Here is a 22,293-nt window from a genome sequence, read left to right as displayed (position 1 = left end):
GATGGCAGAATATTTCAATGATTTGATTTCTCAATGGATGAGTGTGCGATGAAAACGCTCGACATCGAAGCCGTGCAGGCGTTCGTGCTGACCGCCGACCTCAAGAGCTTCACACGGGCCGCCGAGGCGATGGACACGACGCAGTCCGCGGTGAGCCTGAAGATCAAGCGGCTTGAAGAGGGCCTCGGCCGCCGCCTGCTGGAACGCACGCCGCGGCAGGTTCGCCTCTCGGCCGACGGCACCGCGTTCCTGGAGCCGGCGCGCGAACTCGTGGCCGCTCACCAGCGTGCGATCGGCGCGTTCGGCGCCGGCCAGCGGCGGCTGGTGATCGGCGTGAGCCATCATGTCGTCGGCGCCGATCTTCCGATGCTGCTTCGGCGCATGAGCGAGGCGGAACCGGGGCTCGTGCTGGAGATCCGGGTCGCCGCATCGCGCGACGTGCTCGATGCGTTCGACCGTGGCCAGCTCGACGCCGCCGTCGCACTGCAGCACGACAGCCGGCGGCTCGACGGTGAAACCCTGCTGTCGGAATCGTTCGGCTGGATGGCCGCGACCGACTTCGAGTACCATCCGCCGCAACCGCTGCGGCTCGCGACGCAGGCCGAGCCGTGCAGCGTGCGCCGCATGGCGATTGGCGCACTGGACGAAGCCGGCGTCGCCTGGACGGAAGTGTTCGTCGGTGGCGGCGTGGCGACGATCGGCGCGGCGGTATCCGCGGGGCTCGCGGTCGCCGCGCTCGGGCATCGCGTGGCGCCCGTCGGATCGGTCGACGTGGGTGCGCGATACGGGCTGCCGCCATTGCCGACGCGCGACGTGGTGCTCTACTCGAGCCTGACCGATGCGCGGGCCCGGCAGGCGCTGCGCACGCTCGGTGCGGCACTGCGTTCGTCGGTCGGCATACGGTGATGTCGCGCTTGAACAACCCGGAGAAAAACATGCGTCCGCTGGACGAACTGGTAAACGAACGCGAATCCGCGCTCCCGACTTTGATCGAGTGGGCGGCAGCAGCCCGTCACCGTTGCGAAATACTGCCCGCATCCGATCGGCGTGGCGAAGTGCTTTCAGCGCTTCAGGTATCCACCCGATCGACCCTGGGGGCAATCGCCTATTCGACCGGCGGCATCCTGGTGGACGGTGGCTACCTTCGTCTGCTTGGCTCGGGCCATCCCAGGCTGCTCAGGGACATCGTCGGCTGGAACACCGGGCGATCGTCCGGCTTTCTATTGATCGCAGACGATGCCGTCGGCGGCTTCTTCGCGTTGAACGGCGGCGCACTCGGGGAAGACACGGGTTCGGTGTATTACTTTGCACCCGACACGTTGAGATGGGAGCCGCTCGAGATCGGGTATAGCGACTTCGTGCGGTGGTCGCTCAGCGAGAAGCTGCACGACTTCTATGCGAGCTTGCGCTGGCCAGGCTGGCAAGCGGATGTCCTGCATCTGACGACGGATCAATGCTTCAACTTCTATCCGTTCCTGTGGACGAACGAAGGCTCGGTGGAGCACAGCAGCCGCAAGGCGGTCAGCGTTTCCGAGCTGTACGCGCTTCATGTCAGTCCCGGATCCGCGGCGTCACGACAACCCTAATCGGGCCACAACCGTTGAATAGCCGCCACCCGCTAATTCGGCGGCTGCCATAAATTCTTGTCGCGCAGACAGCGATCAATCGGAATGAGGCGTGCCCGGCGCATCTTCGTCACGTCGCCACCGTCAACGGACTCGAATACCATGCACGCGCATGTCAGATAATCCTCTTCGCGAACCGATGAATACGTATACGACTTCGTCGTATTCGGATACATGTCCGACTGACGAATGACCGGCCATTGCCCGGCCTCCCTGTCGACCATCCAGATCCGCTCGCTGTCATGAAACTCGATTGCATTGTTCTTCGACGAATTCCTCGATAGATCCAGCCAGCCACATCGATCCCCTGACGCGTCAGCATGGATCGGGCACATCAACACCAACGCCGAATACAACATGCCGATCCATGTCTGAATACGGGGGACGAGCCACCACCGGGTATCGCGCATTGCCACCTCGATCAGGGTTTCGGGGCAAATTTCCATTTGCCTTCGCTATATTCCAGCGATACATACTTTTCCAGCCCGATGCCCCAAATCGTCATATCGCCGAGCCTGCGAAACGGATAATATTCGGCCTCGTTACGGACCTTGTGTCCGTGCAACTGCATATCGATGGCATTTGCCCAATCGTCGAATCCCTGCTCAGCCCGTATCGAATACCTGACATCCGTCCTGTACGCACCATTAAGATCCTTGTAGACGCTCCCGTTGATCCTCGACCGGTCCGACGAATCGCCGACAAATAAATCCGCCTCGAGCGACGTGAAGTGATCGTACACATAGCGCCCAAAGCAAAGGGCCTTCGACGAACTGCCAGCCCCGGATGGTCCGGCTTGATTGCGCTGTTCGCGCACATACGGCTTCGCTTGCGGAACAATGTCGTAAATCCGCTTTTCGTGCGGATAGAACTGAACGGGCCCGGCATTCCTGTTCTGCACAACCCTCCTGGTGACGAATCCGGCATCGGCCAGCGCCTCCATCAACGCGAGCGTATATTTGATCTCGGTGTACACCGGCGCGTCGAAATCGTAGACGACTGGCCAGTTCCGATAATCGTCGCAAACTTCGTCGGTCGTATAGCGCAACGCGTCCTGACGTGCAAACGCTTCTGCCTGAGATTGGGAGGGGGGACTCGGGAACGTGATCTGAGGCTGACTCGATGGCTTCGAGCACCCATAGCCTGCGGTGGCGAGCACAACGACTGGAACCATCACCATGGATATCGTCTTGAATCGCGTCTTCGCTTTCACGATCAATCACTCGCTGCAGTTTCCGGAAGATGTGTGCTGCCCGGCCGAATTGTTTCGCCACGTATCGGTTCGTCGTGGTTAACCGGAGCCGCCGCACTGTATACCTCGTATACAGCGCGGCGGCTTATCGAGCGGCTCGCACTTCCCTACGATGTCGGCCGTGAGTTGCACTGCTTCCAGCCCGGATTGACTCCTCGGCGTATTCAATTGAGCCACCCAAAGCCCGACCGACCATCATGATAAGCGAATCACCGATCCAGACGCACAGTTTTCACAGCGACGATCCGGATGAGGTTTCGGATTTCATCGAGAAAATTTATGCGGATAACCGCTTTCGCGCACAGCATGCGGATCGAAAGGCCGTGAATATGGGCGGCCAGGAATGGAACGGAATCGGCATATACGACGTCGATTACGAGATGCCGTTTCATTTCCACTCGTCGGAACCGCGTCCCAATTATTTGTTCCTGTCGTGCCTTCGCGGTGGTTCGACCTATACGAGCGGCGGAACGGTCGCACAATGTGCGGTCGGTGACGTGATGCCGATTTCGTCGACCGGCATGTCGGCCTGTTTCACGCAACCCGAGGGTATCGGCCATCTGTCGGTGATTCTCGATGCTGGCGATCTGAACGACTTCGTGTCGCAATGGATCGGCAAGCCGCTTGCCGCGCCGGTCAGGTTCGACATGAAGCCGCTCGCGGCCGACGCGGCCATCGAATGGAATGCCGCGGCGGACTGCCTGCGCCGGATGATGCGGTTGACGCCCGCACCGGAGGCGGCCATTCGTGCACTGTACGAGCACATGCTGAAACACATGATGTTGCGGCACGGCAGCAACTACAGCGCGCTGTTTGCGACGGATACCTGTGCGACCGAACACACCGCGCGTTCCGCGGTGGCGATGATCGAAACCGATCCGATGCGATGGAAAACGCTCAGCACGATCGCACATGCGCTCGGCTGCCCGACCGGCGCGCTGGAAAACGCGATCCGCCGGCTGACCGGCCAGCCTTCGACCGTGCTGTTTTTCGACGGGCGGCTGTATGGCGTCCGCCGTGCGCTCGCCAGAGGCGACGGCAGTTTCGTCGGCACCCTGAATGCATTTGGCTTCGCGCCGTCCCACCGCTTCGTGAGCGCCTATCGGCAGCGCTTCGGCGAGCCGCCGAGCGCGACTTACCGGCGCAATCCGAACGCGGCCGACATCCGCAACGATTTCCGCGGGCTCGCCGATACGTTGTGTGAAACGAAGGTCAACCGCTTCATCGACGAGTCCCTCGGCAAACCGATCGGCCTCGCCGACCTCGCGCGTCTGGCCGGCCTGAGCGAACACGCGACGATCGCCGCGTTCAAGGAGCAGTTCGCCCGCACGCCGATGCAGTACGTGATCGAACAGCGTCTCCAACGTGCGCGCTGGCGACTGTGCCACACGTCCGCGAGCATCTTGTCGATCGCGCTCGAATGCGGATTCGGCAGCCAGAGCTATCTGACGATGCTGATCAAGCGGCATTACGGCGTCACGCCGCGTCAGCTTCGCCTGTCGGCCACGACGGCCCGCAGCGACAGCAGCGACCGGTAAACCGTGTGCGGCGCGATTCACTGCGCCGCAACGGGACAGTTCGTATCACCTTCGCGGCAGTCGAGATAGCGTTGCAGCGCCGCCGATCGCGACTGCGTCGTTTCCTCCAGACATGCTGCACGCGCGAGCGGCTCGGCCGAGCCTCCCGCCACGCCGATCGTCTGGAACGCGCATTCGGTATCGCGAAACGCGATCCATGCGCGCTGCGCTTCCGTCAGCTTCCTCGCACCGTCGCGATCGCCCTTCAGCCGGCGCTGCAATGCGCGGTAGCGACGGTTGAGCTCGGCGTCCGCGCGCGCATAGCCACGGCTCGCGCATTCATTCATCGCGCGTTGATCCTGCGGATTCGCGCAGTCCGGCGCCGCATGCGCATCGCGCGTGGCCAGGACAGCCAGCAGCAGCGCGACTGGCGCGAGCTTCGAGCGGATCGTCATGTGTTCGTTCCTCCAGCTTGATCGCGATACGGTCGGTTCGCACGCCGCGTCACTGCGTGGCGCCCGCGTCCTGCGCACGCCATGCGCGCCGCTGTTGCGACAACCGGCTCGCCGCCACCCGCGCGGCCTTCCACCACGCGAACGGCCGCGGATCGGCAAGCATGCTGAGCGCGCGTGCATAGTCGAGCGCGAGGCCCGGCGTCCACGCCATCGTCACCGCGCGCTTGCGAATCTGCGCGGCCACCCACAGCTCCGGCGTGACGAGCACACGCAGAAAACTGCCCCACCCGGTCCCGCCGCCCCGCAACCGGCCGACCGCTCCGTCGAACGCCGCCTCGAGCGCGTAGGCGACGGTGCTCGAACAGTTCCGGTGCGTGAGGTTGTACGTCGTATTCGCGCGATAGCGCTCCCAGAATGCGTGCAGCTTCGCGGGGTCGTAATTGCGGATCCGCACGCGCACCGTCGACGGGCACCATGCCTTCGACTCCGTCGCATAGTCCGGTTGAAACAGGCCGGGCACGTCGTTCTCGCGCGTCGCGCGCAGGATGCGCCCGAACTCCGACGGCAAGCGGTCGATCTCGCCGGCCGGATACAGGCTGATATAGATCCCTTCCGGGGATTCGAGCGCCGCGTGCCCGGTCGAGATCGTGCCGTTGACGTCGACCGCGGCGATATAGCGGTCGACCACCGGATGGTGCTGAGCCTGCGCCTTCGACGAGCCCGCCGGCGTCCACACGTGCACGGTCAGCGCACGCTCGTGGTCGGCCGGCGGGCCGTCCCATTCATTACGATCGAACCGGCTCGCGCGCGTGGTCGAATCGGCGTCAGGCAGCAACGCGGATCGCCGCGACACGTTGAATGCCGGATTGCGCTCGAGACGCCGCACGCGAGCGGCGAGCGTCAGCATGTTGATACCGCCGAAGATCAGGAACAGCCCGAGGCAGTACGGCAACGTGCCCGCGTAATGCGTCGGATAGGGCTGGTAAAAGAACCCCGCGATCAGGATCTCGAAGACACCCCACGCGACGGCGGCCTTCCAGCGGCGATACCGGACGATCCACGCGGATACGCATTGCAGCAGCCCGTCGACGAGAAACAACGTCCCGAAGATCATCGACAGGATCAGGTTGCCGTGATGGTGTCCGGCAAAGATCAGCACCGAGGCGGCGACGACCGCGATGCCTTTCACGTAGCGCAGCGCGCGTTGCCCGCCGACGCCGGTCCACGCAACCGCGAGCGTCGCCAGCCCTTCGAGCAGGAACAGCCACGCGAACAGCGTGATGGGGAAATGCATCGCGCCGTCGAGTGCATCGACGAATACGACAAGCCCCGCGACCGCCCACACAACGCCGATCCAGAAAATCCCCGTCGCACGCGTGCGCAGATAGTCGACGCCCAGCAACAGCATTACCAGTCTCACCATGGTTCCTTACCTCATCGTCGCCGGCCGCGACTGCGCGATCCGCGTGTCGCGAGCCTGCGGTCGGGCGCGTGCTTCATTTAGCGTATGTCCGTGCGAGCGGCAGCGACGCGCGGATCGCCGCGGAGAAATCGCCATCGATCGTCGCGCCGGGCGGGCGTCGAATCAGGCTCACCGTCTTCAGTGCGTCGAACGGCATCGATGCGTCGAGCAGGCCGAGATCGTGCCCGTATCGATCCGCATAGCCGCTCAGCAAGACCATCCAGCTGTATCCGACATCAGGCGCAACGGCCCTGACGTGACGCAGGATGTTCGTCGTACAGTTGTTGAACAGCGTGTTGTAGAACTCCGGGCGGTGTTCGAGCGCATGCACGCGACGCAGGTAATCCGCGAACAATGCGCGCGCGGTGTCGGACGTGACGTGCGCACGGAACAGATAGACGCGCTCCTTGCGCACATCGCTGCGTACACCGATCAGGTCCCGTTCGTCGGCGACGACGTACACCAGGTCGTACAGCGGCAGGAAGCCTGCGTAGGGCGAATAGCGTTGTCCGTGCCGCCGGCGCGTCTCGATCGAGATCGCGACGTATCGGCCGTCGTCCAGCCCGAAGCTCAGGAACACGTGCGCGATCGCCTCGGCAGTCCAGCGCGACACGACCAGATCGACCGTCGTCACCGCATCGAGCGCGAACGTGGCGTCGTAGTACGCCGGCACGCAGTCGTCGCGCGTCCGGTATCGGAAGTTGCGCACGTCGCGCACCGTGACGCGCGCTCCGCGCCATTCGACACGCGCGGCACGCGCGTATTCCGGCACCCACACGGCCGGCGCGCGCGCAAACCGGATCAGCGACGACAGCGGGTTCATTCCAGCCCTGTCGCGGCGTCCGGTCGCAGCAAGTCGTCGCCCGCGGCGCGATCGCCCGAACCGGATGCGCGCAGCGCGGCAATGCGGCACGTTGCCGTCGATTTCGTCATGTCGATCCCCCCGGTATGCAGTCAGCGAAAGCGTGGCGACACCGATGCCGCGCGATGCCGCTTCGAATGTCCGGCGATCGCGTGCGTCGGCCTGTTTGCCGATTCCATTTCGACCGGAAACGCGCTTTTCAGGCATTTCGACGAAGAACATGCAAAGCGGCGCGCGAATCCCCAGTTCGCGCGCCTCAGGTCCGCACCGGCCGCGATCTTGAACGCGCGTCGAATGCGGCGCACGGCGCGTTACTTCGTCGTGTACCCGCCGTTGATCAGGACGGTCTGGCCGGTGATCCACCAGCCGTCACTCACCAGATGACGAATGAACGGCACGACGTCTTCGATGTCGGTGAGGCCCGTCGCGCTGAACGGCGACAGCGCGGCAGCCGTCTTGTGATAGGCAACCGCATCCGCCCCCTCGGCAGGATAGAAGAACGGCGTATCCATCGGCCCCGGCCCGACGGCGGTCACGGAAATGCCCCGCGCGCCGAATTCCTTTGCCGCCGCGCGCGTGTAATGCTCGACCGGCGCCTTCGTGCCCGCGTATGCCGCGTAGAACGGCGTGAACGCACCCAGCAACGACGTGACCAGCGTGACGATCTTGCCGTTGTCGTTCACGTGCTTGCCGGCTTCCCGCAGAAAGAAGAATGCCGACTTCGCGTTGACCGCGCTCATTTCGTCGTACTCGGCCTCGGTGATCTCGGTGAACGGCTTTTTCAGCACCTTGCCGACCGTGTTGATCGCAATGTCCGGCCGGCCGATCGCCGCTATCGTGTCCGTGAACAGCTTCTCGACCGCGCCCGCGCTCGTCAGGTCGGCCTGGAACGCGACTGCCTCGGCGCCGGCGGCCCGGATCGCCGCGATCGTTTCGACCGCATCGGCCCTCGAGCGCTCGCTGTTGTAATGAATCGCAACCGCTTTCGCACCCTGCTTGGCCAGATCCCGCGCAATCAGTCCACCAAGATTCTTGGCGCCACCCGCGATCAATACCGTCTTGCCCGTAATCTGATGATCCGCCATCTCCACTCCCCGAGTTTCCGGAAACACGCCGCCTGCATCGGTCGATGGGCAACACAATTCCGCGATTGGTAAAAAGCGGGCGCCCTGAACGATTGAATCGCGTACGCTAATAATCCAAAGCTCATGGCGGCAGGACATACCGATTCCGGATCAATCAGCGAGCGAAAAAATAACGCAGGCAACGCACCGTGCGCCGAAAATCCTACATCTGACGTCACCCATAAATTTCCATAAAATCATCGAATTTTTTTGAAAGACGATCGCCTCGTGCTGCGGAACAATCGAGCCGCCTTCAGGCAAGAAATTGCGGCTTTTCTTCAGACAAATTCCGACGCAACTCCGCATCGTCGTTCAGGGTGTGCGTCGCTCAGATGACAACGTCATTCTTTCGGGCAGGTCCCACCGCTCATGAACGAAATCATTCGCCACCTTCAGACGACCCGCAGCATCCCCAAAGGCTATCTGGAGGCCATCGATATCTCGAAACCGCTCGACCGCCACGATATTTTTGACGTATTGGCTCGCAACGTCGCGGTGTCGTACCTCGAGAGCAGGTTCCCCCTTCCCGTTGGCTTCGATCTGATGCAGCAATTGGTGAGGCTGTCGAATTTCGACTTGTCGTCCTACACCTGGGACATATTCGAGGCTTTCGCATGCGGCGCCTATCGCACCGACGCCTATCCCGTCGATCTGGATCCTGCAATCCATCACACGATACCGCGCCTGCACAAGGTACTAAACCTTCGTTGCGACAGCTTTTTCGCAACGCAGGCAGCCAACCTGCGCACCAATTGAAGCCGATCGAAAGCCGGTTTCCGTCGGTGGCTCATCGGGCATGACGACTTTCTCCTGACGCTGGAATATCCGACGAACGAGTCGAATTTTCATCATGCTCTTGCGCAGCATCAGGGCGACTCCGACGTCGCTCCGATGCTGGTTCCCCTGCGTCGGAAACACGCGCCTTACTGAGATCCGGCACAAGGCTGCCCCTGCGACGGCACGCCGACCAGGTCGGATAGATGTATCCGGTTCGCGAGATCGATTACGCCGAACTGGAAATTGAAATTTTGATAAAAATTCTTGTCCGCCGAACTCGGGATCGATTCCTTCTTGAAGACCATCGCCGTTTCACCCGGCATCTTTATGATCTGATTTTCATTTTTTAACCAGACGTCATCCTGCCAGGTCGAAGCAACCAGCTTCCAACTCGAATCGACCGGCTGTGCGTGCCCGACCGCCGAACTCAACGTTGAAATGTAGTTCGATACGGTAATCTGCCCCGGCTGCCCATTCTGAACCAGCAGGAAACCATCTTCGGATCTGCCGTCCTCTATTTTCGTGACGGGTATCACATATTTCGCATCACGCTCGACTTCCGGCGTGTTCGTCGGAATCATGGAAACAGGCACGCCATTGATCGTCGGGATCCCGCCGTTACGATTGAACTTCACCTCCCTGAAATCGTCCGGGTCGAGATTGACATCGCCTGCCGAAATCGGTGACGCGGCATCGATACTGAACATCGCGGTCACGTAGTCGCTTGTATCCTTGCTTCTCCAGTAGGTAATCTGCGCCAGCGGCGTTTCCGTTTTCCAGGTGCCGAGCAGCGAAGCGTAGGAAGACACGACATCTCCGGTGCAAACCGGTTTGCTGATATTGATAGCCACATCCAGCGCCGTTGCAAGCGCCTCGGCATAGTCGCCGATGAAATTCCGATACCCGCCCTGCCACGTTCCAAGCTGCGCGTAATACTTCAACTTGGCGGGATCATAGATCGACATGGCCGGCATGAAGATGTTCAACCCGGCCACGTCTGCGCGCGCAGAGCCGACACGCTGATACACAACCGCATTCTTGATCCGTGCCCCAACGGCTGCGTCGTTGGCAGTCAACGGCGGTTGCAAGCCCGTCAACCCTCTGGAAAGTTGCAGCAGATCCACGACGTCTGTTTTGGCGATCCAGTCGGTCGAGAACGACTGAATTTGTGACCGTATATCGGCCATTTTGGTCGCAAGATACTTTCCCGATCCAAGCTCGTCGCCCAACTGATTGACCACCTGAAGCAGAGGATCGATCTGCTGAAGATCCGTAACCGAGAAAGTGAAATCGACCGTCGATATTCGCTTTTCTGTCACATCATAGTAAGAGTCGGCGATCAATTTTCCGAGCGCCAATCCGTCCATGCGGGGATCGTTCGCGAGGCCTGAAGCGATCGCGGCGTAATCCCAACTGCCGTATTCGAGATCCTCCGATGCAGCCAGATAGCGCCCGAAGGGTTTCACGGCCGCCGCTACCTCGACGCTCGCCATCATGCAGGCGTCGAATCCGATCAGATCGAAAGTCGCACCGGTCGAACTATTCGCATTCCTGAAGGCTGAAACCAGCTGATCGAGAGACAGGTGCGAGTTCTCTTTTCCGGCATATCCGAATCCGTCATAGGCACCGCCATGGTCATTCAGGATCACGGCATAGCGTTGAGCCGGATAGGCTTTGATACCCCACACCAGAAAATCCTGCAGCGCATCCGGCTTCGTCAGATCAGCTTGTGCGGGGGGATCATCGAGTTTCGTCCGTCGGCCGCCGGCGATGAGCCAGCGCTGCACCTTCGTCCATATGACATCACCATGGCTTTGGGTCCCCGCCCCGGTGGTCACGACAAACCTCACCTGATTGCCGGCGCTAGTCTCGGTCATCTGATCCAGACTAGCCTGGGCCGAATCCGTCAGATCGGACCCGATCAGGTACACCAGTACCGTACGACTGGCCTGTCCGGACGAGTCGATTTCATTATCTCCGCCACCGCAAGCAGCCAGCATGAGACCGAGCACTGCACCGGCGAGATACATCAATACGCACTTGCACATGCGTCGCGAAATGACCGTCATCTTTACCCCCGTATTCCAGATCGATATTTCGGCTGGACGAGCGTAATTGACAATCCTCGTCATTTCTTTCAGAAAACTTGTAGAAAATCCTGAAACGGCAAGCCCGCGAATGGCATCGGTCGCCAAGACTTGCCGACGTCCCTATCCCAATCCTCACCCATCGTGACAACTTGCTGCCGCTTTTCGCGCCCCCGGGCCTCATGGGCGACGCGTTGCTCCGCTTTCAACACGCGCGGATCCTTGCGTTCGTCGACAAGCGTCTTCATCCTCGTGACTTCCGCACGCGCGGCCGCGAGATCCCATGCTCGCGGATCGCCAATGATCAAACGGATCGTTTTTCCGAAGAACCGGGATTCGAGCACAAATGCCAGCACGCCCGACGAGGGAACGCACTATCCCAACCCAGGCGCTTTCGCGTCCCGGTAGATCGTCTGGGTCGCGTTCCGGTCGCAACGAAATGCAACGACGCGCGCCACGGTAAAATTCTCTCTTCATTTCGCCCCATCCATGTCGGCTGTATGTAGGCAAGTCATGCTTGCACGGGCCAACATCGATCAACATAAAATCAAGCAGCCGACTAAAAAGTTGTTGATTTTGCTACACTTTTTTTCACCCGGACAATGACCTACTCGCTCGCCACCACCTACATCCGGGAACTCGAGATCCGCAAGAGCCGCTTCATCGCGTACGCGATTCCCGTCGAAGACCGCGACGCGGCCATGCAGGTGCTGCAACGCCTGCGCGACGAGCATCCGGCCGCCACCCACGTATGCTGGGCACTGCTGGCGGGCGGCCAGTCGGGCATGTCGGACGACGGCGAGCCTTCGGGCACCGCAGGCCGGCCGATCCTGGAAGTGCTGCGCCATCACGATCTCGACGGCGTGCTCGGCGCGGTCGTGCGTTACTACGGTGGCGTGAAGCTGGGCGCGGGCGGGTTGGTCCGCGCGTACACCGATGCAATCGCGTCGGCGCTGCTCGATGCCGAGCGCGTCGAACGCATCCGCTACACGCGGCTCGCGATCGAGATCGGCTATCCCGAGGAGGCACGCGTGCGCCGCTGGATCGAACAAGCGGGTTATGAGCTGGTGGACAGCGCGTACGGGATGACGGTGAAGCTCGTGATCAAGCTGCCCGAGACCGCCGCCGGGAATGCGCGAACCGAGTTGTTCGACCTGACGCAAGGGCGATCGGGCTTTCCCGATCTGTGACGACCGGCAACCGCCCGCCGCGTCGACCCGGCTGCCTGCAAATTCCACCGAAAAATCAGACTCATCCGATAGAAAAACCGCGCGCCGCCACTTAACCTCACCGGGTTCCCGGCGACTCGCGCCACCTACGTCTTACCCGCAGGCCGGCACAGGCAGCACGCATCCGCCACCGGCCGAGTCGGCACGCCAAGGCCGGGCGTGCCGACGAGCGGTTCGTCACGCGTCGCCCACAATCAACACTCGGCTACGGGATAACGGACGCATGCATCAGATTCAGACACTGCAAGCCCAGCTTGCGGAACTCGATCGGCGCATCAAGGCGGCACGGAGCCGCGAACGCAGCGCGGTGCTGGCGCAGGTGCGCGAGCTCGTCACAAGCTACGCGCTGACCGCACGGGAAATCTTCGGGCAGGGTTACAGCCATCGTGCGAAGCTGTTCACCGTCGGCGTGAAGTATCGCGACCCGGCAACCGGAGCGACCTGGAGCGGGCGCGGCCGCGCACCCGCATGGATCGTCGGGCGCGACCGCACCGCGTTCCTGATCCGGGAGTAACGCGCGCCGCATTGCACGGCGCGCCCCTTCATCGCATCGAACCCGCCACGACCGTTCAGTAAGTATCCGGCACGATCATGTCGTCCGGCGTCGGCCGGCGGATGTAATCCTCGTGATGCTCGCGCGGCGGCAGGTCGATCGGCGCGTGCGGCACCTCGTGATACGGCACCTGCTGCAGCAGATGGTGAATGCAGTTCAACCGAGCGCGCTTCTTGTCGACGGCCTGCACGACCCACCACGGTGCTTCCTGAATATGCGTGCGCTGCAGCATCTCTTCCTTCGCGGCCGTGTAGGCTTCCCAGCGGCGGCGGCTTTCCAGGTCCATCGGGCTCAGCTTCCACTGCTTCAGCGGATCCTCGATCCGGCTCTGGAAGCGCACTTCCTGCTCGTGATCGGTGATCGAGAACCAGTACTTGACGATCTGGATCCCGCTGCGCACCAGCATCTTCTCGAACTCGGGCACCGAACGGAAAAACTCCTCGTATTCGTCGTCGGTGCAGAAGTTCATCACGCGCTCGACGCCCGCGCGGTTGTACCAGCTGCGGTCGAACAGCACGATCTCGCCGCCGGCCGGCAGATGCGCGACATAGCGCTGGAAATACCATTGGGTGCGCTCGCGGTTGCTCGGCGCGGGCAGCGCGGCAACCCGGCAGACACGCGGGTTCAGCCGCTGCGTGATGCGCTTGATCGCGCCGCCCTTGCCGGCCGCGTCGCGCCCCTCGAAAATGACGACGAGCCGGTGCCCCGTGTTCACGACCCAGTCCTGCAGCTTCACGAGTTCGCCCTGCAGCCGGAACAACTCGCGGAAATACTCCTTGCGCGCCTCGCGACGCTCCTGCGAAAACAGCAGGTCGTCGTTGTCGTCGAAGCGGCGATCGTCGAGCTCCATCTCGAGCTCTTCGTCGTAGGCGTCGACCAGATCTTCCTCGAAGCGGCGCTGGCGCGCCTCCATCGATTCCATATCGGTGCGGTCGTCGGTCTCGGTACGGGTATCGTTGTCGCCCATGGGGCCTCCTTCCATCATTGACGCAGTCAAACGCCGCCATTATCCCAGTGTCGCGCGTCAAATTCATGAAAAAAAGGGCCGGCGCACCGGTCAGAAGCGGTACGCGAGCAGGACGCTGGCCAGCACGGGGTTCGCGGAGATATCGAACGTGTTCGACGCGAGCTGCCGATTCGGCTGGTCGATATCCAGCGTAATCTTCGTCCGCAACGGGATATAGGTCACCATGCCGGTGATCCAGAACTGGCGCGTGATCTGGTAACTCGCACCGACGGTGAACACCGGCTCCCACACGCTCTTCACCTTCGCCGATACATTGGTCTTCCCCGACAGCAGCAGGTCGCCGCCGGCATCCCAGATGCGCTGGAACAGCGACGGATCGAGCAGCAGCGACTGCAGGCTGCCGATGTCCCCGCCCGCCGCGAGCAGCCCGCCGAGCGACGCGAGCTTGCGCTGGAACACGGGATTCAGGTTCGTGTTCGTGAAGCGCGTATAGCTGATGCCGATGCCCGCGAAAGGGCGGAACCGATCGTCGCGCTCGCCGAGGTAATACTTGAACACAAACGACCCGAGCCACGCGCGCGTGGTCGCGAGCGGGTTGCTTTGCGTGTTCGCGAGATCGATCAGCGGAAAGCGCCCCTGGACACCGGCAAAAATCCGGTCGAGCGGCAGCGCGATGCTGCCGTTCCCGCGCAGCGTCAGCACCGGCGGGATGCCCCCGCCGAGTTCGGCCGCCCAGTTCTCCGAGAAAAAGTGAGTAAACGTGAACGCCAGCGTGTTCGTATTGCTGAGCGACAGGCTCGAACCCTGGTTCTGGAAGCTGTTCAGCCCGAGTGCGTCCGTGTGCGTCGTCACGGGCGTCGATCGGCCGGTCGTGCCGACGAAGTGCCAGCCGAGGCTGACCATGTTGCGATCGTCGCCCATCAGCTGCGTCAGCAGCGGCGGCGCCTGGGCGGCCGGCAGGTCGGGCAGCCGCGACGGGTCGATCGGATGCAGTTCGTACGGCATCCGGTCGGCGTGGACGACGCCGCGCGCCGACGCATCGTTCGCTGCATCCTGCGCGGCGCCCGGATGGCAGCCGGCACCACCGTCACCGCCGCTGCTGCCGCTGCCGTCGTCGAAGCCGATGCCGTCCGTGCCGTCGTCGCGCGTGGCCGCGCAGGCGCGCCCCGCCCCACCGGTTCGCTGGCCGAGCGTGATCTTGCGTGCCGTCAACGGTACCGCGTCGGGTCGCGGCCCATCGACCGAATCGTCGCGACCGCGCCGGGCCGGCCCCGCATCGGTCGCCCACGCGCTCGCATCGAACCCGTCCGCGTCGCCGCCCGGCCAGAAGCCGATCCCGTCGGCACCCGCCTGCCAGCGTGGCTCGGCGTCACCGTCCGGCTGCGGCGCGCCATGCGCGGCGGCCGCGCAGGCGAACAGCGTCGCGCCGAGCCAGCGCGACAGCGGACGCACGGCGCCCGGCCGCGCGCGGCGGCGGTCCTTGTTCCGGCTCGCCATCGGCTCAGGCCGGCACGCCGAACAGGCGTTGACGGATGCGGTACAGCGGCTCGAACAGCCATTCGAGCAGGCTGCGCCGCTCCAGCACGATGTCGGCCTTCAGCATCATCCCGGCCCGCAGCGACAGCGGGCGCCCTTCGAATGCCGGCGTGCGGTCGGCCAGCTCGACCCAGGTCTTGAAGTAGGTCTGCGGCGTGGCCGCATCGCCCGGCAGGTTCAGCTCCTTCGCGGAAAACGCGACGGGCGAGATCGACAGTACCTTGCCGCGATACGTGCCGAATTTCTCGACCGGATAGCTGGCGTACGCCACCTTCACTTCCTGCCCCTTCTTCACGAAGCCGGCCTTCGACGACGGAATGTAGACCTCGGCGATCAGCCCGTCGGCCTTCGCGGGCAGGATCTCGACGACGCGCGTGCCCGGCGGGTCGATCACGCCGCCCTGCACCACGTCGAGCCGCACGATCTGCCCGTCGGCCGGCGCGTACAGCACCTGGTTCACGTTCTCGTCGATGTTGTATTCCTTCGCGTTCAGCTCCTCCTGCTTGATCTTCAGTTCCGCGTTCGCGCCGTCGTACTTGCTCTGCATCGTGTCGAGGTCGCCGCGCAGCTTCATCGCATTCTTCGCGAGCTCGGCGCGGCGCAGCAGCAGGTCCTGGTACGCCTGCCCGGCCTGCAGGTACTGCGTGTTGACCTGGTTGTACTGCTCGAGCGTCACGACCTGTTCGTCGAGCAGCTGCTTCACGCGCGCGCGCCGTTCGCCGTACTCGTCAACGATGCGCTTCTGGTCCTGGATCTGCCGGTCGATCAGCCCGCGGCTCTCGCCCTGCGCGGCGATCTGCTGGTTGATCTGCTGCACCGACGACTTGTATTCGAGCCGCGCCGCGTCGATCTGCTGCGTCACCTCGACGCGCTGCCGGTCGAGTGCCGCGCGCATGCCCTGCACGTTGTTGGCCTGGCTCACGAAGCTCGTGTCGCGCGTCACCGCCAGAAGCCGCTGGCCGGCCTTCACGTGCTGGTCCTTGCCGACGTAGACGTCGCGCACGGCCCAGCCCGGCGGCGCGCTGACGCCGATCAGCCCCGAGCGCGGCGTCAGCATCCCCGACACGCTCTCGGTGTTCGCGTAGCTCAGCTCGACGAGCGCAATCACGAACATCGCGAACATCGTCAGCGACAGGTAGCAGAAGAACCGCATCGACACCGGCACATCGACAACGCCGTGGATCACGGTGCCGAAGGTCGTGCCACGCGCGAGCTTGCGCGACGGCTTCTGTTCTCGGAGGGCGGAGTTCCAGGTCGGCATGGGGCGGGCTCGTCAGGAGCGACGCCGCGCGGCCGCATCGAGCAGCGGCGCCGGCATCAGGTAAGGCGTGAAGTGTTCCCAGAAATGCCATTGCTCGGGCTGGCGCACGAGCGCCTGCTCGAGCCGGTCGACGATGCGCTGGTGCGTCGCGCGCACGGGCGACGCGTCGTCGTCCGCGCCGAGCATCGGCGCAAGCGGGCTGGCCGCGAGCTCGGCGAAATGCACCGCGCAGCGATCGCGGAACGGCACGCCCGTCGCATACGCGACGAGCAGCGGAATCCCTTGCTCGACCGCGAGCTTCACGCCGCCGCCGGCCATCCGCACCCAGCGTCCGCCGAGCCGGCAGCGGTTGGTCTTGCCGAACTTGCCGTGCAGGTCGGAGAACAGCAGGAACACGGGCGCCTCGCGGCGCAGGCTCGTGATCAGCCGGCGCAGGTGCACGCGCTCCTCGATGTCGATGAATTCGACATCGCCGGCACCGTATTCGGCGACGAGCCGCAGCGCATCGTCGAAGAACGCGCCCGGCGCATCGCGATGCAGGATCACCATCAGCTTGCGGTCGTCGGGAATCATGAAGCGCAGCTTGGTGACGAACAGCATCAGGTTGCCGAAGTGCAGCCCCGCGAGCATCAGCGGGCCGCCGCGCGCAAGCGCCGCCTGCAGCTGCGCGTCACCTTCGCACGCCATCCCGTCGATCATCGACTTCATCGATTCCAGACTGTGCGTGCGCAGCTTGAGCCCCGCGAACTCGGCCTCGAACAGTTCGCGCACGATCGCCGCCGACACGTCCCGCACGCGTCGCGGATCGTCGTTCAGGTGCGCGCTCAGCATGTAGGCGACCGCGCGCTCGATCGACTCGCGAATGCACGGAAAGCAGCGCAGGCATGTATCCGAGCACCAGCGCATCAGCCGCAGCCCGCGTGCGGGCGACGTGCGCAGCGCGACGGCGCGCACCACGCGCCGCACCAGGAACGCATACGAGAACGGATTGAGCAGAAAGAGTCGTCCGAGCATCACCGCGTCTCCTCGGCCGAACGCCACGCGTCGGTCGCATCGGCCAATACGCCGTCCTGCATCTCGTAGATCCGGTCGACCATCGACAGGATCGACGCATCGTGCGTGACGAGCACGATCGTGCACGGCAGCGTCAGCACGTTGCGGCAGATCTCGTGCGTCGTCGCCTGGTCGAGGTTCGACGAAAATTCGTCGAGAATCAGCAGGCGCGGCTCGCAATACAGCGCCCGCGCGATCAGCAGCCGCTGCATCTGCCCGGCCGACAGGAATTTCTGCGTATCGCCGAGCGGCGTGTCGTAACGATGGTCGAGCCGCTCGATCTCGTCGTGGATGCACGCAAGCTTCGCCGCGTCGAACATCGCGCCGATCCGCGGCGCGGGCGCGAAGTTCGTGATGTTGTCGCGGATCGTCCCGCGAAACAGCTGGTCGGACTGCGTGACGGCCGCGAGATGCTTGCGGTACTGCCGCAGGTTCACTTCGGCGAGATCGACGCCGCCGACGAACAGCGTGCCGGGCTCGGGCCGCACGAGCCCGCAGATCAGGTTCAGCAGCGTCGTCTTGCCGCTGCCGGTGCGACCGACGATCGCGATCTTGCTGCCCGCCGGCACGTCGAGCGCGATGTCGCGCAGGATCGGCCGGTGGCCGCCCTTCGGCGTGTACGACAGCGCGCGGATCGACAGCGCACCGTCGAAGCCGTCGACCGGCCGCACGATCGCGTCCGGCGCGGGCTCCTCGGTCTCGGTCTGCAGCACGTCCGCGACACGGTCCATGTGTACCTGCAGCACCTTGCGGCGCACGTAGAGCTGGATCGAATCGATGAACTTGTCGGCGAACAGGTTCTTGTACTGGATGAACGCGTAGATCACGCCGATCGTGCTCTGGCCGTGCATCACGAGCCACGCGCCGTACGTGACGATCACGAGCTGCTCGACGTGCACGATCCCCTTCGACACCGCGTCGAACAGCAACTGCAACCGCTCCTGCTGGCGCATCGCCTGCAGCTTCTGCGTGAACGCGTTGATCCAGAGGCTGCTGCGTGCCGTCTCGGCCGACAGCAACTTGATCGAATGCGCGGAGCGGATGTTCTCGATCAGCAGCGCGTCGGCCTCGGCGCCGCGCGTGAGAATCTGCGACATCGCATCCTGCAGCTGCGGCTGGATCGCGAGCCGGCTCAGCGCGAACAGCACCATCCCGGCCAGGCTGATGCCGGCCAGCACCGGGCTGTAGTACAGCATCAGCACGAGCGTCAGCGTACAGGTCACGATATTGAGCAGCCCGCCAACCAGCCCGTCGACCAGAAAGCGCCCGACCTCCGACACCGACGACACGCGCGAGATCGAATCGCCGGTGTTGTGGAACAGGAAGTAGCCGATCGGCAGCCGCGCGAGATGCCCGACCATGTTCGCCGACAACTGCTGCGACACGATGTTGCGCAGGTAGCTCTTGATGTTGCCGACGAGGTTCGCGTAGAGCGTGTCGAACAGGAACACGATCGCGAACAGGATCGTCAGCAGGTACAGGATGTCGACGTCGGTCTTCTTCAGCGCCTCGTCGATCGTCAACTGCACGTACGACGGCCCGAGCAGCAGCAGGAGCTGCGCAGCGACGCCGCCTGCGATACCGATCGCGAGGCTCTTGCGGATGCCGGTCAGCCCTTCGAGGTAGTCGCGCAGCCGGATCCGGTCGGCCTGCCCCGCCCGCGTGAAGCCGATGTCCGGATTCAGTTCGAGCGCATAGCCGGTGATGTGCGTGAGCGCCTGCGCGAGCGGCAGCTTCGTCTCGCCGAGCGCGGGATCGACGATGTGCACGCTGCCATAGCCGACCTTCGTCAGCACGACATAGTGGTTCATCCCCCAGTGCAGGATGCACGGCGTCTTGAGCGCATCGAGTTCGCCTGCGTCGAACTGCAGCCCGCGCGCACGCAGGCCGAGATCGTTCGAGATCTCCATCAGGTCGAAGAACGACAGCCCGGAATCGATCCGGACCGGATAGCGGTTGCGCAGCGTGCGCAACGTCGTTTCGCGCCCGTGCCACGACGCGATCATCGCGAGGCAGGCCAGGCCGCACTCCGTCACCTCGTCCTGCAGGACCGGACGGACTTTACGCGTATTGAAGAGCATGGTCGGGCACCCGGGGCGCGACGACGCGCCGCCCGGGCCTGCCGGTAGCGGGCCCGTGGCGGGTCGTGCGCGATACGCATGGGCGCAGCCGGCACGCTGCCGGCTGCGACGGAAGATCGGTGTTACCGGCCGCTGGGCGGGCCGCTCAGCGCGACGAGCCGAGCGACATCCGGAACTGTTCGACGGCGCGGGTCTGGTACTGGGTCATCAGGCCCTGGAGCGTGGACCCGATCGACTGGTTGACGAGATCGACCGTATAGGCGGCCGAATTGGAGTAAAGCGACGCGCCGCCGCGAATCTGGCGGGCCTGTTCTTCCGTGATGTCTCGCATTTGTTGTGGCCTTTATATTGTCGGAATGCCCGCCACCGTCAGCCAATTGCAATCTCAATGGCTGTTTACTTTATTACGGGGATAATCCGGCACTCCTGCCTCCTGATAATCGCCCGAACCGAAAATAATGCATTTCGGATTCGCTTTATTTCCACTGCGGCGATCGATTCTTTTGCTTCTGTTTCGCAGCATTTCGCGCGGGGGGCGCCTCCCCGCGCACGGCGGTTACTTGCCGGTGTTATTGAACGTCTTCGGGTTCTGCAGGTAATTGCCGAGGCTCGGCAGGAACTGGCCGAGCGCGGTCACCACCGGCGCGGCGTCAACAGCGAGGCTACCCAGCGAGCTGATCGCACCGCCGCCATGCACATTCCTGACCTGTTCCGTCGTCATGACCTTCATCATTCTCTCCTCGTAAAAAATAAAGATGATGCAAAGAACCTTCATTGAAAGACAAACGGCTTTTAATCCCTAGCGACTTGTTAATCTAATAATCACTGCGATTACGAGCCGAAATCAGGCTATCATGCGAGCGCATCGGAATTCAATGGAGGACACACTCTTACAGGCGCGTTTTCCGATGCGTCACGGATGGCAGGCATTCACGCTGTTTGAATTTCAATTTCAAAACGTTTAAATCCCGCCGCAATGCGTTGCGGCACGGGCAGGAGACGGAGACGGCCATGTTTGAAACGAGGCGCGCGAATCGCGGATCGGCGACGCGGAATGCGGGTAATTCCCTATCAAGTTTTTCGACTAGGTGGAATCCCCGACTTGCAACCGTAACATTGTTCGCTGTAACGATAGCCGGCATGTCCGCAAACGCGCGTGCGTTCTGCCTCGACACTGCGTTCCAGTACGCGGCCGTGCACGATCCGCGCTACCTGCAGGCGCGCAGCGAATACGACGCCGCGCGCCAGAAATTCCCCGAAGCACGCGCGCAGATGTTGCCGCAGGCCGCCGCGCAACTCGAATGGGGACGCTACGGTACGCACGCGAATTTGTTCGGCATCGACGTCAGCGGGTCGAGCAATGCAGCCTACGGTTCCGCGCAAGTCACGCAGGCGCTGTTCAACGTGCCCTACCTGTACGACATGCGGCGCGCGACCGAGTACGAGGAATCGGCGAAACAGAAGCTCGAAGTGGCAAGGCAGGACCTGATCCTGCGCGTCGCGAACGCGTGCTTCGATCTGCTCAGCGCGCGCGAGAAACTGCAGTCGGCCGACGACGAAGTGAACGCGCTCACCCGGCTCGAAAGCGATACGCGACGCATGGCGCAGCTCGGGATGAAGACGATCGGCGATACGGCCGAAATCGAGGCGCGCCGCAGCCTCGCGCAATCCGACGAAGCCCTCGCGCAAACCGACGTCGACGCGCGCCGCGCGCGCTACGAGACGCTGCTCGGTTCGACGATCGATTTCTCGCGCTGGCCGCGGCTCGCGATGCGCGGCTCGTCGCCACGCATTCCGTCGGGCGAATACGCGCCGCAGGACAACCCGGCGTACCGGCAGGCGTATCGCGACGTCCAGGTCGCGCGGCTCGCCGCGAAGCGCGTCAGCGCCGAGCACTTGCCGACCGTCGACCTGTTCGCGTCGTATTCGCGCGGGCTCAACCCGAACCTGCGCGGGCTCACCGATCGCTCTGACTTCCATCAGAGCGCGATCGGCGTGCAGGTGACGATCCCGATCTTCTCCGGCGGCAGCGTGTACTACCGGCAGGTGGAGGCCGAGCACGTGACCGAGCAATACCGCAACCGGCTGCGCGAGGTCGAGGAGCAACTGGGCACCGATCATCGCGAGGCGCTATCCGCGCTCGAATCGGTCGGCAAGCGCATCCGCGCGCTGCAGCAGTCACTGCAGGCCGCGCGGCTCGCATACGATTCGTCGATGAAGGCGCATCAGGTCGGCTACAGCACGACGTACGAAACGCTGAACCTGCGGCGCGACATCTCGGGCATCCGGCAGAAGCTGTTCGACAGCTATCTCGACGCGCTGAAGCTGCAGTTGAAGCTGAAAAGCGTGCTGGGTACGCTCGACGAACAGTCGCTGATCGCGGTGGACAGCTTCCTCGAAAGCAACGCGGCGAACGACCGCAGTTAGGCTTCGGTTCGATGCGCATCGGCAT

22 protein-coding genes are annotated in these 22,293 nt (G+C 63.3%); 7 read left to right on the top strand and 15 right to left on the bottom strand.

Translation table 11 applies throughout. The features are described from left to right. The first annotated feature begins 48 nt into the window (after positions 1-48). Together LGN19_RS02135 and LGN19_RS02130 are read left to right on the top strand one after the other, a co-directional pair. On the top strand, positions 49-906 hold the full coding sequence (locus LGN19_RS02135) for a LysR family transcriptional regulator (RefSeq protein ID WP_226213021.1): 858 nt from the start codon (positions 49-51) through the stop codon (positions 904-906). Between the two features lie 29 nt (positions 907-935). Next, positions 936-1,586, top strand: a complete 651-nt coding sequence (locus LGN19_RS02130) for a DUF2625 domain-containing protein (RefSeq protein ID WP_226213020.1) — start codon at positions 936-938, stop codon at positions 1,584-1,586. 32 nt (positions 1,587-1,618) lie between these two features. On the opposite strand, the gene LGN19_RS02125 is transcribed toward LGN19_RS02130, so the two are convergent. Both LGN19_RS02125 and LGN19_RS02120 read right to left on the bottom strand, forming a co-directional pair. Next, entirely contained in the window at positions 1,619-2,071 is a 453-nt protein-coding gene (locus LGN19_RS02125; RefSeq protein WP_226213019.1) for a DUF4087 domain-containing protein, read from the bottom strand. Further along, the gene (locus LGN19_RS02120) at positions 2,047-2,838 is read right to left on the bottom strand and encodes a hypothetical protein (RefSeq protein WP_226213018.1); all 792 of its coding nucleotides are present in this window, start codon (positions 2,836-2,838) and stop codon (positions 2,047-2,049) included. Before LGN19_RS02120 ends, LGN19_RS02125 begins: the two co-directional genes overlap by 25 nt. A 236-nt stretch (positions 2,839-3,074) precedes the next feature. On the opposite strand from LGN19_RS02120, the gene LGN19_RS02115 reads away from it, so the two are divergent. Beyond that, entirely contained in the window at positions 3,075-4,415 is a 1,341-nt protein-coding gene (locus LGN19_RS02115) for an AraC family transcriptional regulator (protein WP_226213017.1), read from the top strand. A 17-nt stretch (positions 4,416-4,432) separates the two neighbouring features. Here the strand turns inward: LGN19_RS02115 and LGN19_RS02110 are convergent, their stop codons facing one another. The 4 genes from LGN19_RS02110 to LGN19_RS02095 all read right to left on the bottom strand — a co-directional run bounded on the left by LGN19_RS02110 (position 4,433) and on the right by LGN19_RS02095 (position 8,258). Next, the gene (locus LGN19_RS02110) at positions 4,433-4,849 is read right to left on the bottom strand and encodes a lysozyme inhibitor LprI family protein (protein WP_226213016.1); all 417 of its coding nucleotides are present in this window, start codon (positions 4,847-4,849) and stop codon (positions 4,433-4,435) included. Between the two features lie 49 nt (positions 4,850-4,898). Beyond that, a complete protein-coding gene (locus LGN19_RS02105; RefSeq protein WP_226213015.1) occupies positions 4,899-6,272 on the bottom strand; it encodes an HdeD family acid-resistance protein in 1,374 nt (457 codons plus the stop codon). A 73-nt stretch (positions 6,273-6,345) separates the two neighbouring features. Continuing rightward, entirely contained in the window at positions 6,346-7,134 is a 789-nt protein-coding gene (locus LGN19_RS02100) for a DUF4105 domain-containing protein (protein WP_226213014.1), read from the bottom strand. A 350-nt stretch (positions 7,135-7,484) separates the two neighbouring features. Then, positions 7,485-8,258, bottom strand: a complete 774-nt coding sequence (locus tag LGN19_RS02095; RefSeq protein WP_226213013.1) for an SDR family oxidoreductase — start codon at positions 8,256-8,258, stop codon at positions 7,485-7,487. A 408-nt stretch (positions 8,259-8,666) separates the two neighbouring features. Here LGN19_RS02095 and LGN19_RS02090 point away from each other — a divergent pair, with 408 nt between their 5' ends. Then, the gene (locus LGN19_RS02090; RefSeq protein ID WP_122946810.1) at positions 8,667-9,053 is read left to right on the top strand and encodes a hypothetical protein; all 387 of its coding nucleotides are present in this window, start codon (positions 8,667-8,669) and stop codon (positions 9,051-9,053) included. Positions 9,054-9,220: 167 nt separating this feature from the next. Here the strand turns inward: LGN19_RS02090 and LGN19_RS02085 are convergent, their stop codons facing one another. Continuing rightward, entirely contained in the window at positions 9,221-11,269 is a 2,049-nt protein-coding gene (locus LGN19_RS02085; RefSeq protein ID WP_226213012.1) for a clostripain-related cysteine peptidase, read from the bottom strand. After that, positions 11,212-11,409, bottom strand: a complete 198-nt coding sequence (locus tag LGN19_RS02080) for a hypothetical protein (RefSeq protein WP_226213011.1) — start codon at positions 11,407-11,409, stop codon at positions 11,212-11,214. The genes LGN19_RS02085 and LGN19_RS02080 overlap by 58 nt, the downstream gene beginning before the upstream one ends. A 354-nt stretch (positions 11,410-11,763) precedes the next feature. Between LGN19_RS02080 and LGN19_RS02075 the strand changes: the two genes are divergently transcribed. Continuing rightward, entirely contained in the window at positions 11,764-12,351 is a 588-nt protein-coding gene (locus tag LGN19_RS02075) for an IMPACT family protein (RefSeq protein WP_226213010.1), read from the top strand. Between the two features lie 262 nt (positions 12,352-12,613). Beyond that, the gene (locus LGN19_RS02070; protein WP_122946807.1) at positions 12,614-12,904 is read left to right on the top strand and encodes an H-NS family nucleoid-associated regulatory protein; all 291 of its coding nucleotides are present in this window, start codon (positions 12,614-12,616) and stop codon (positions 12,902-12,904) included. Positions 12,905-12,959: 55 nt separating this feature from the next. Here the strand turns inward: LGN19_RS02070 and ppk2 are convergent, their stop codons facing one another. The 7 genes from ppk2 to LGN19_RS02035 form a co-directional block, all read right to left on the bottom strand. Continuing rightward, complete coding sequence (gene ppk2, locus LGN19_RS02065) at positions 12,960-13,910, bottom strand: polyphosphate kinase 2 (protein WP_226213009.1); 951 nt, start codon at positions 13,908-13,910, stop codon at positions 12,960-12,962. 90 nt (positions 13,911-14,000) lie between these two features. Continuing rightward, positions 14,001-15,407: an OmpW/AlkL family protein gene (locus tag LGN19_RS02060; protein ID WP_226213008.1), complete on the bottom strand. Its 1,407-nt coding sequence runs from the start codon at positions 15,405-15,407 to the stop codon at positions 14,001-14,003. 4 nt (positions 15,408-15,411) lie between these two features. After that, a complete protein-coding gene (locus LGN19_RS02055; protein ID WP_226213007.1) occupies positions 15,412-16,707 on the bottom strand; it encodes an HlyD family secretion protein in 1,296 nt (431 codons plus the stop codon). 12 nt (positions 16,708-16,719) lie between these two features. Continuing rightward, positions 16,720-17,724: a hypothetical protein gene (locus tag LGN19_RS02050; protein ID WP_226213006.1), complete on the bottom strand. Its 1,005-nt coding sequence runs from the start codon at positions 17,722-17,724 to the stop codon at positions 16,720-16,722. Continuing rightward, complete coding sequence (locus LGN19_RS02045) at positions 17,721-19,841, bottom strand: peptidase domain-containing ABC transporter (RefSeq protein ID WP_226213005.1); 2,121 nt, start codon at positions 19,839-19,841, stop codon at positions 17,721-17,723. The genes LGN19_RS02050 and LGN19_RS02045 overlap by 4 nt, the downstream gene beginning before the upstream one ends. A 145-nt stretch (positions 19,842-19,986) precedes the next feature. After that, positions 19,987-20,172 (bottom strand): hypothetical protein, encoded by a 186-nt coding sequence (locus LGN19_RS02040; RefSeq protein ID WP_031396799.1) that lies wholly within the window; start codon positions 20,170-20,172, stop codon positions 19,987-19,989. A 225-nt stretch (positions 20,173-20,397) separates the two neighbouring features. Beyond that, positions 20,398-20,571: a hypothetical protein gene (locus LGN19_RS02035; RefSeq protein ID WP_006495012.1), complete on the bottom strand. Its 174-nt coding sequence runs from the start codon at positions 20,569-20,571 to the stop codon at positions 20,398-20,400. A gap of 281 nt (positions 20,572-20,852) precedes the next feature. Between LGN19_RS02035 and LGN19_RS02030 the strand changes: the two genes are divergently transcribed. Beyond that, positions 20,853-22,268 (top strand): TolC family protein, encoded by a 1,416-nt coding sequence (locus LGN19_RS02030; RefSeq protein WP_226213004.1) that lies wholly within the window; start codon positions 20,853-20,855, stop codon positions 22,266-22,268. Positions 22,269-22,293 lie beyond the last annotated feature (25 nt).

The sequence above is a fragment of the Burkholderia sp. AU30198 genome, from assembly GCF_020419825.1.
GTDB lineage: Bacteria > Pseudomonadota > Gammaproteobacteria > Burkholderiales > Burkholderiaceae > Burkholderia.
The sequence above is the reverse complement of the archived record's forward strand: the minus strand, read 5'-3'. Positions and strand labels throughout refer to the sequence as shown.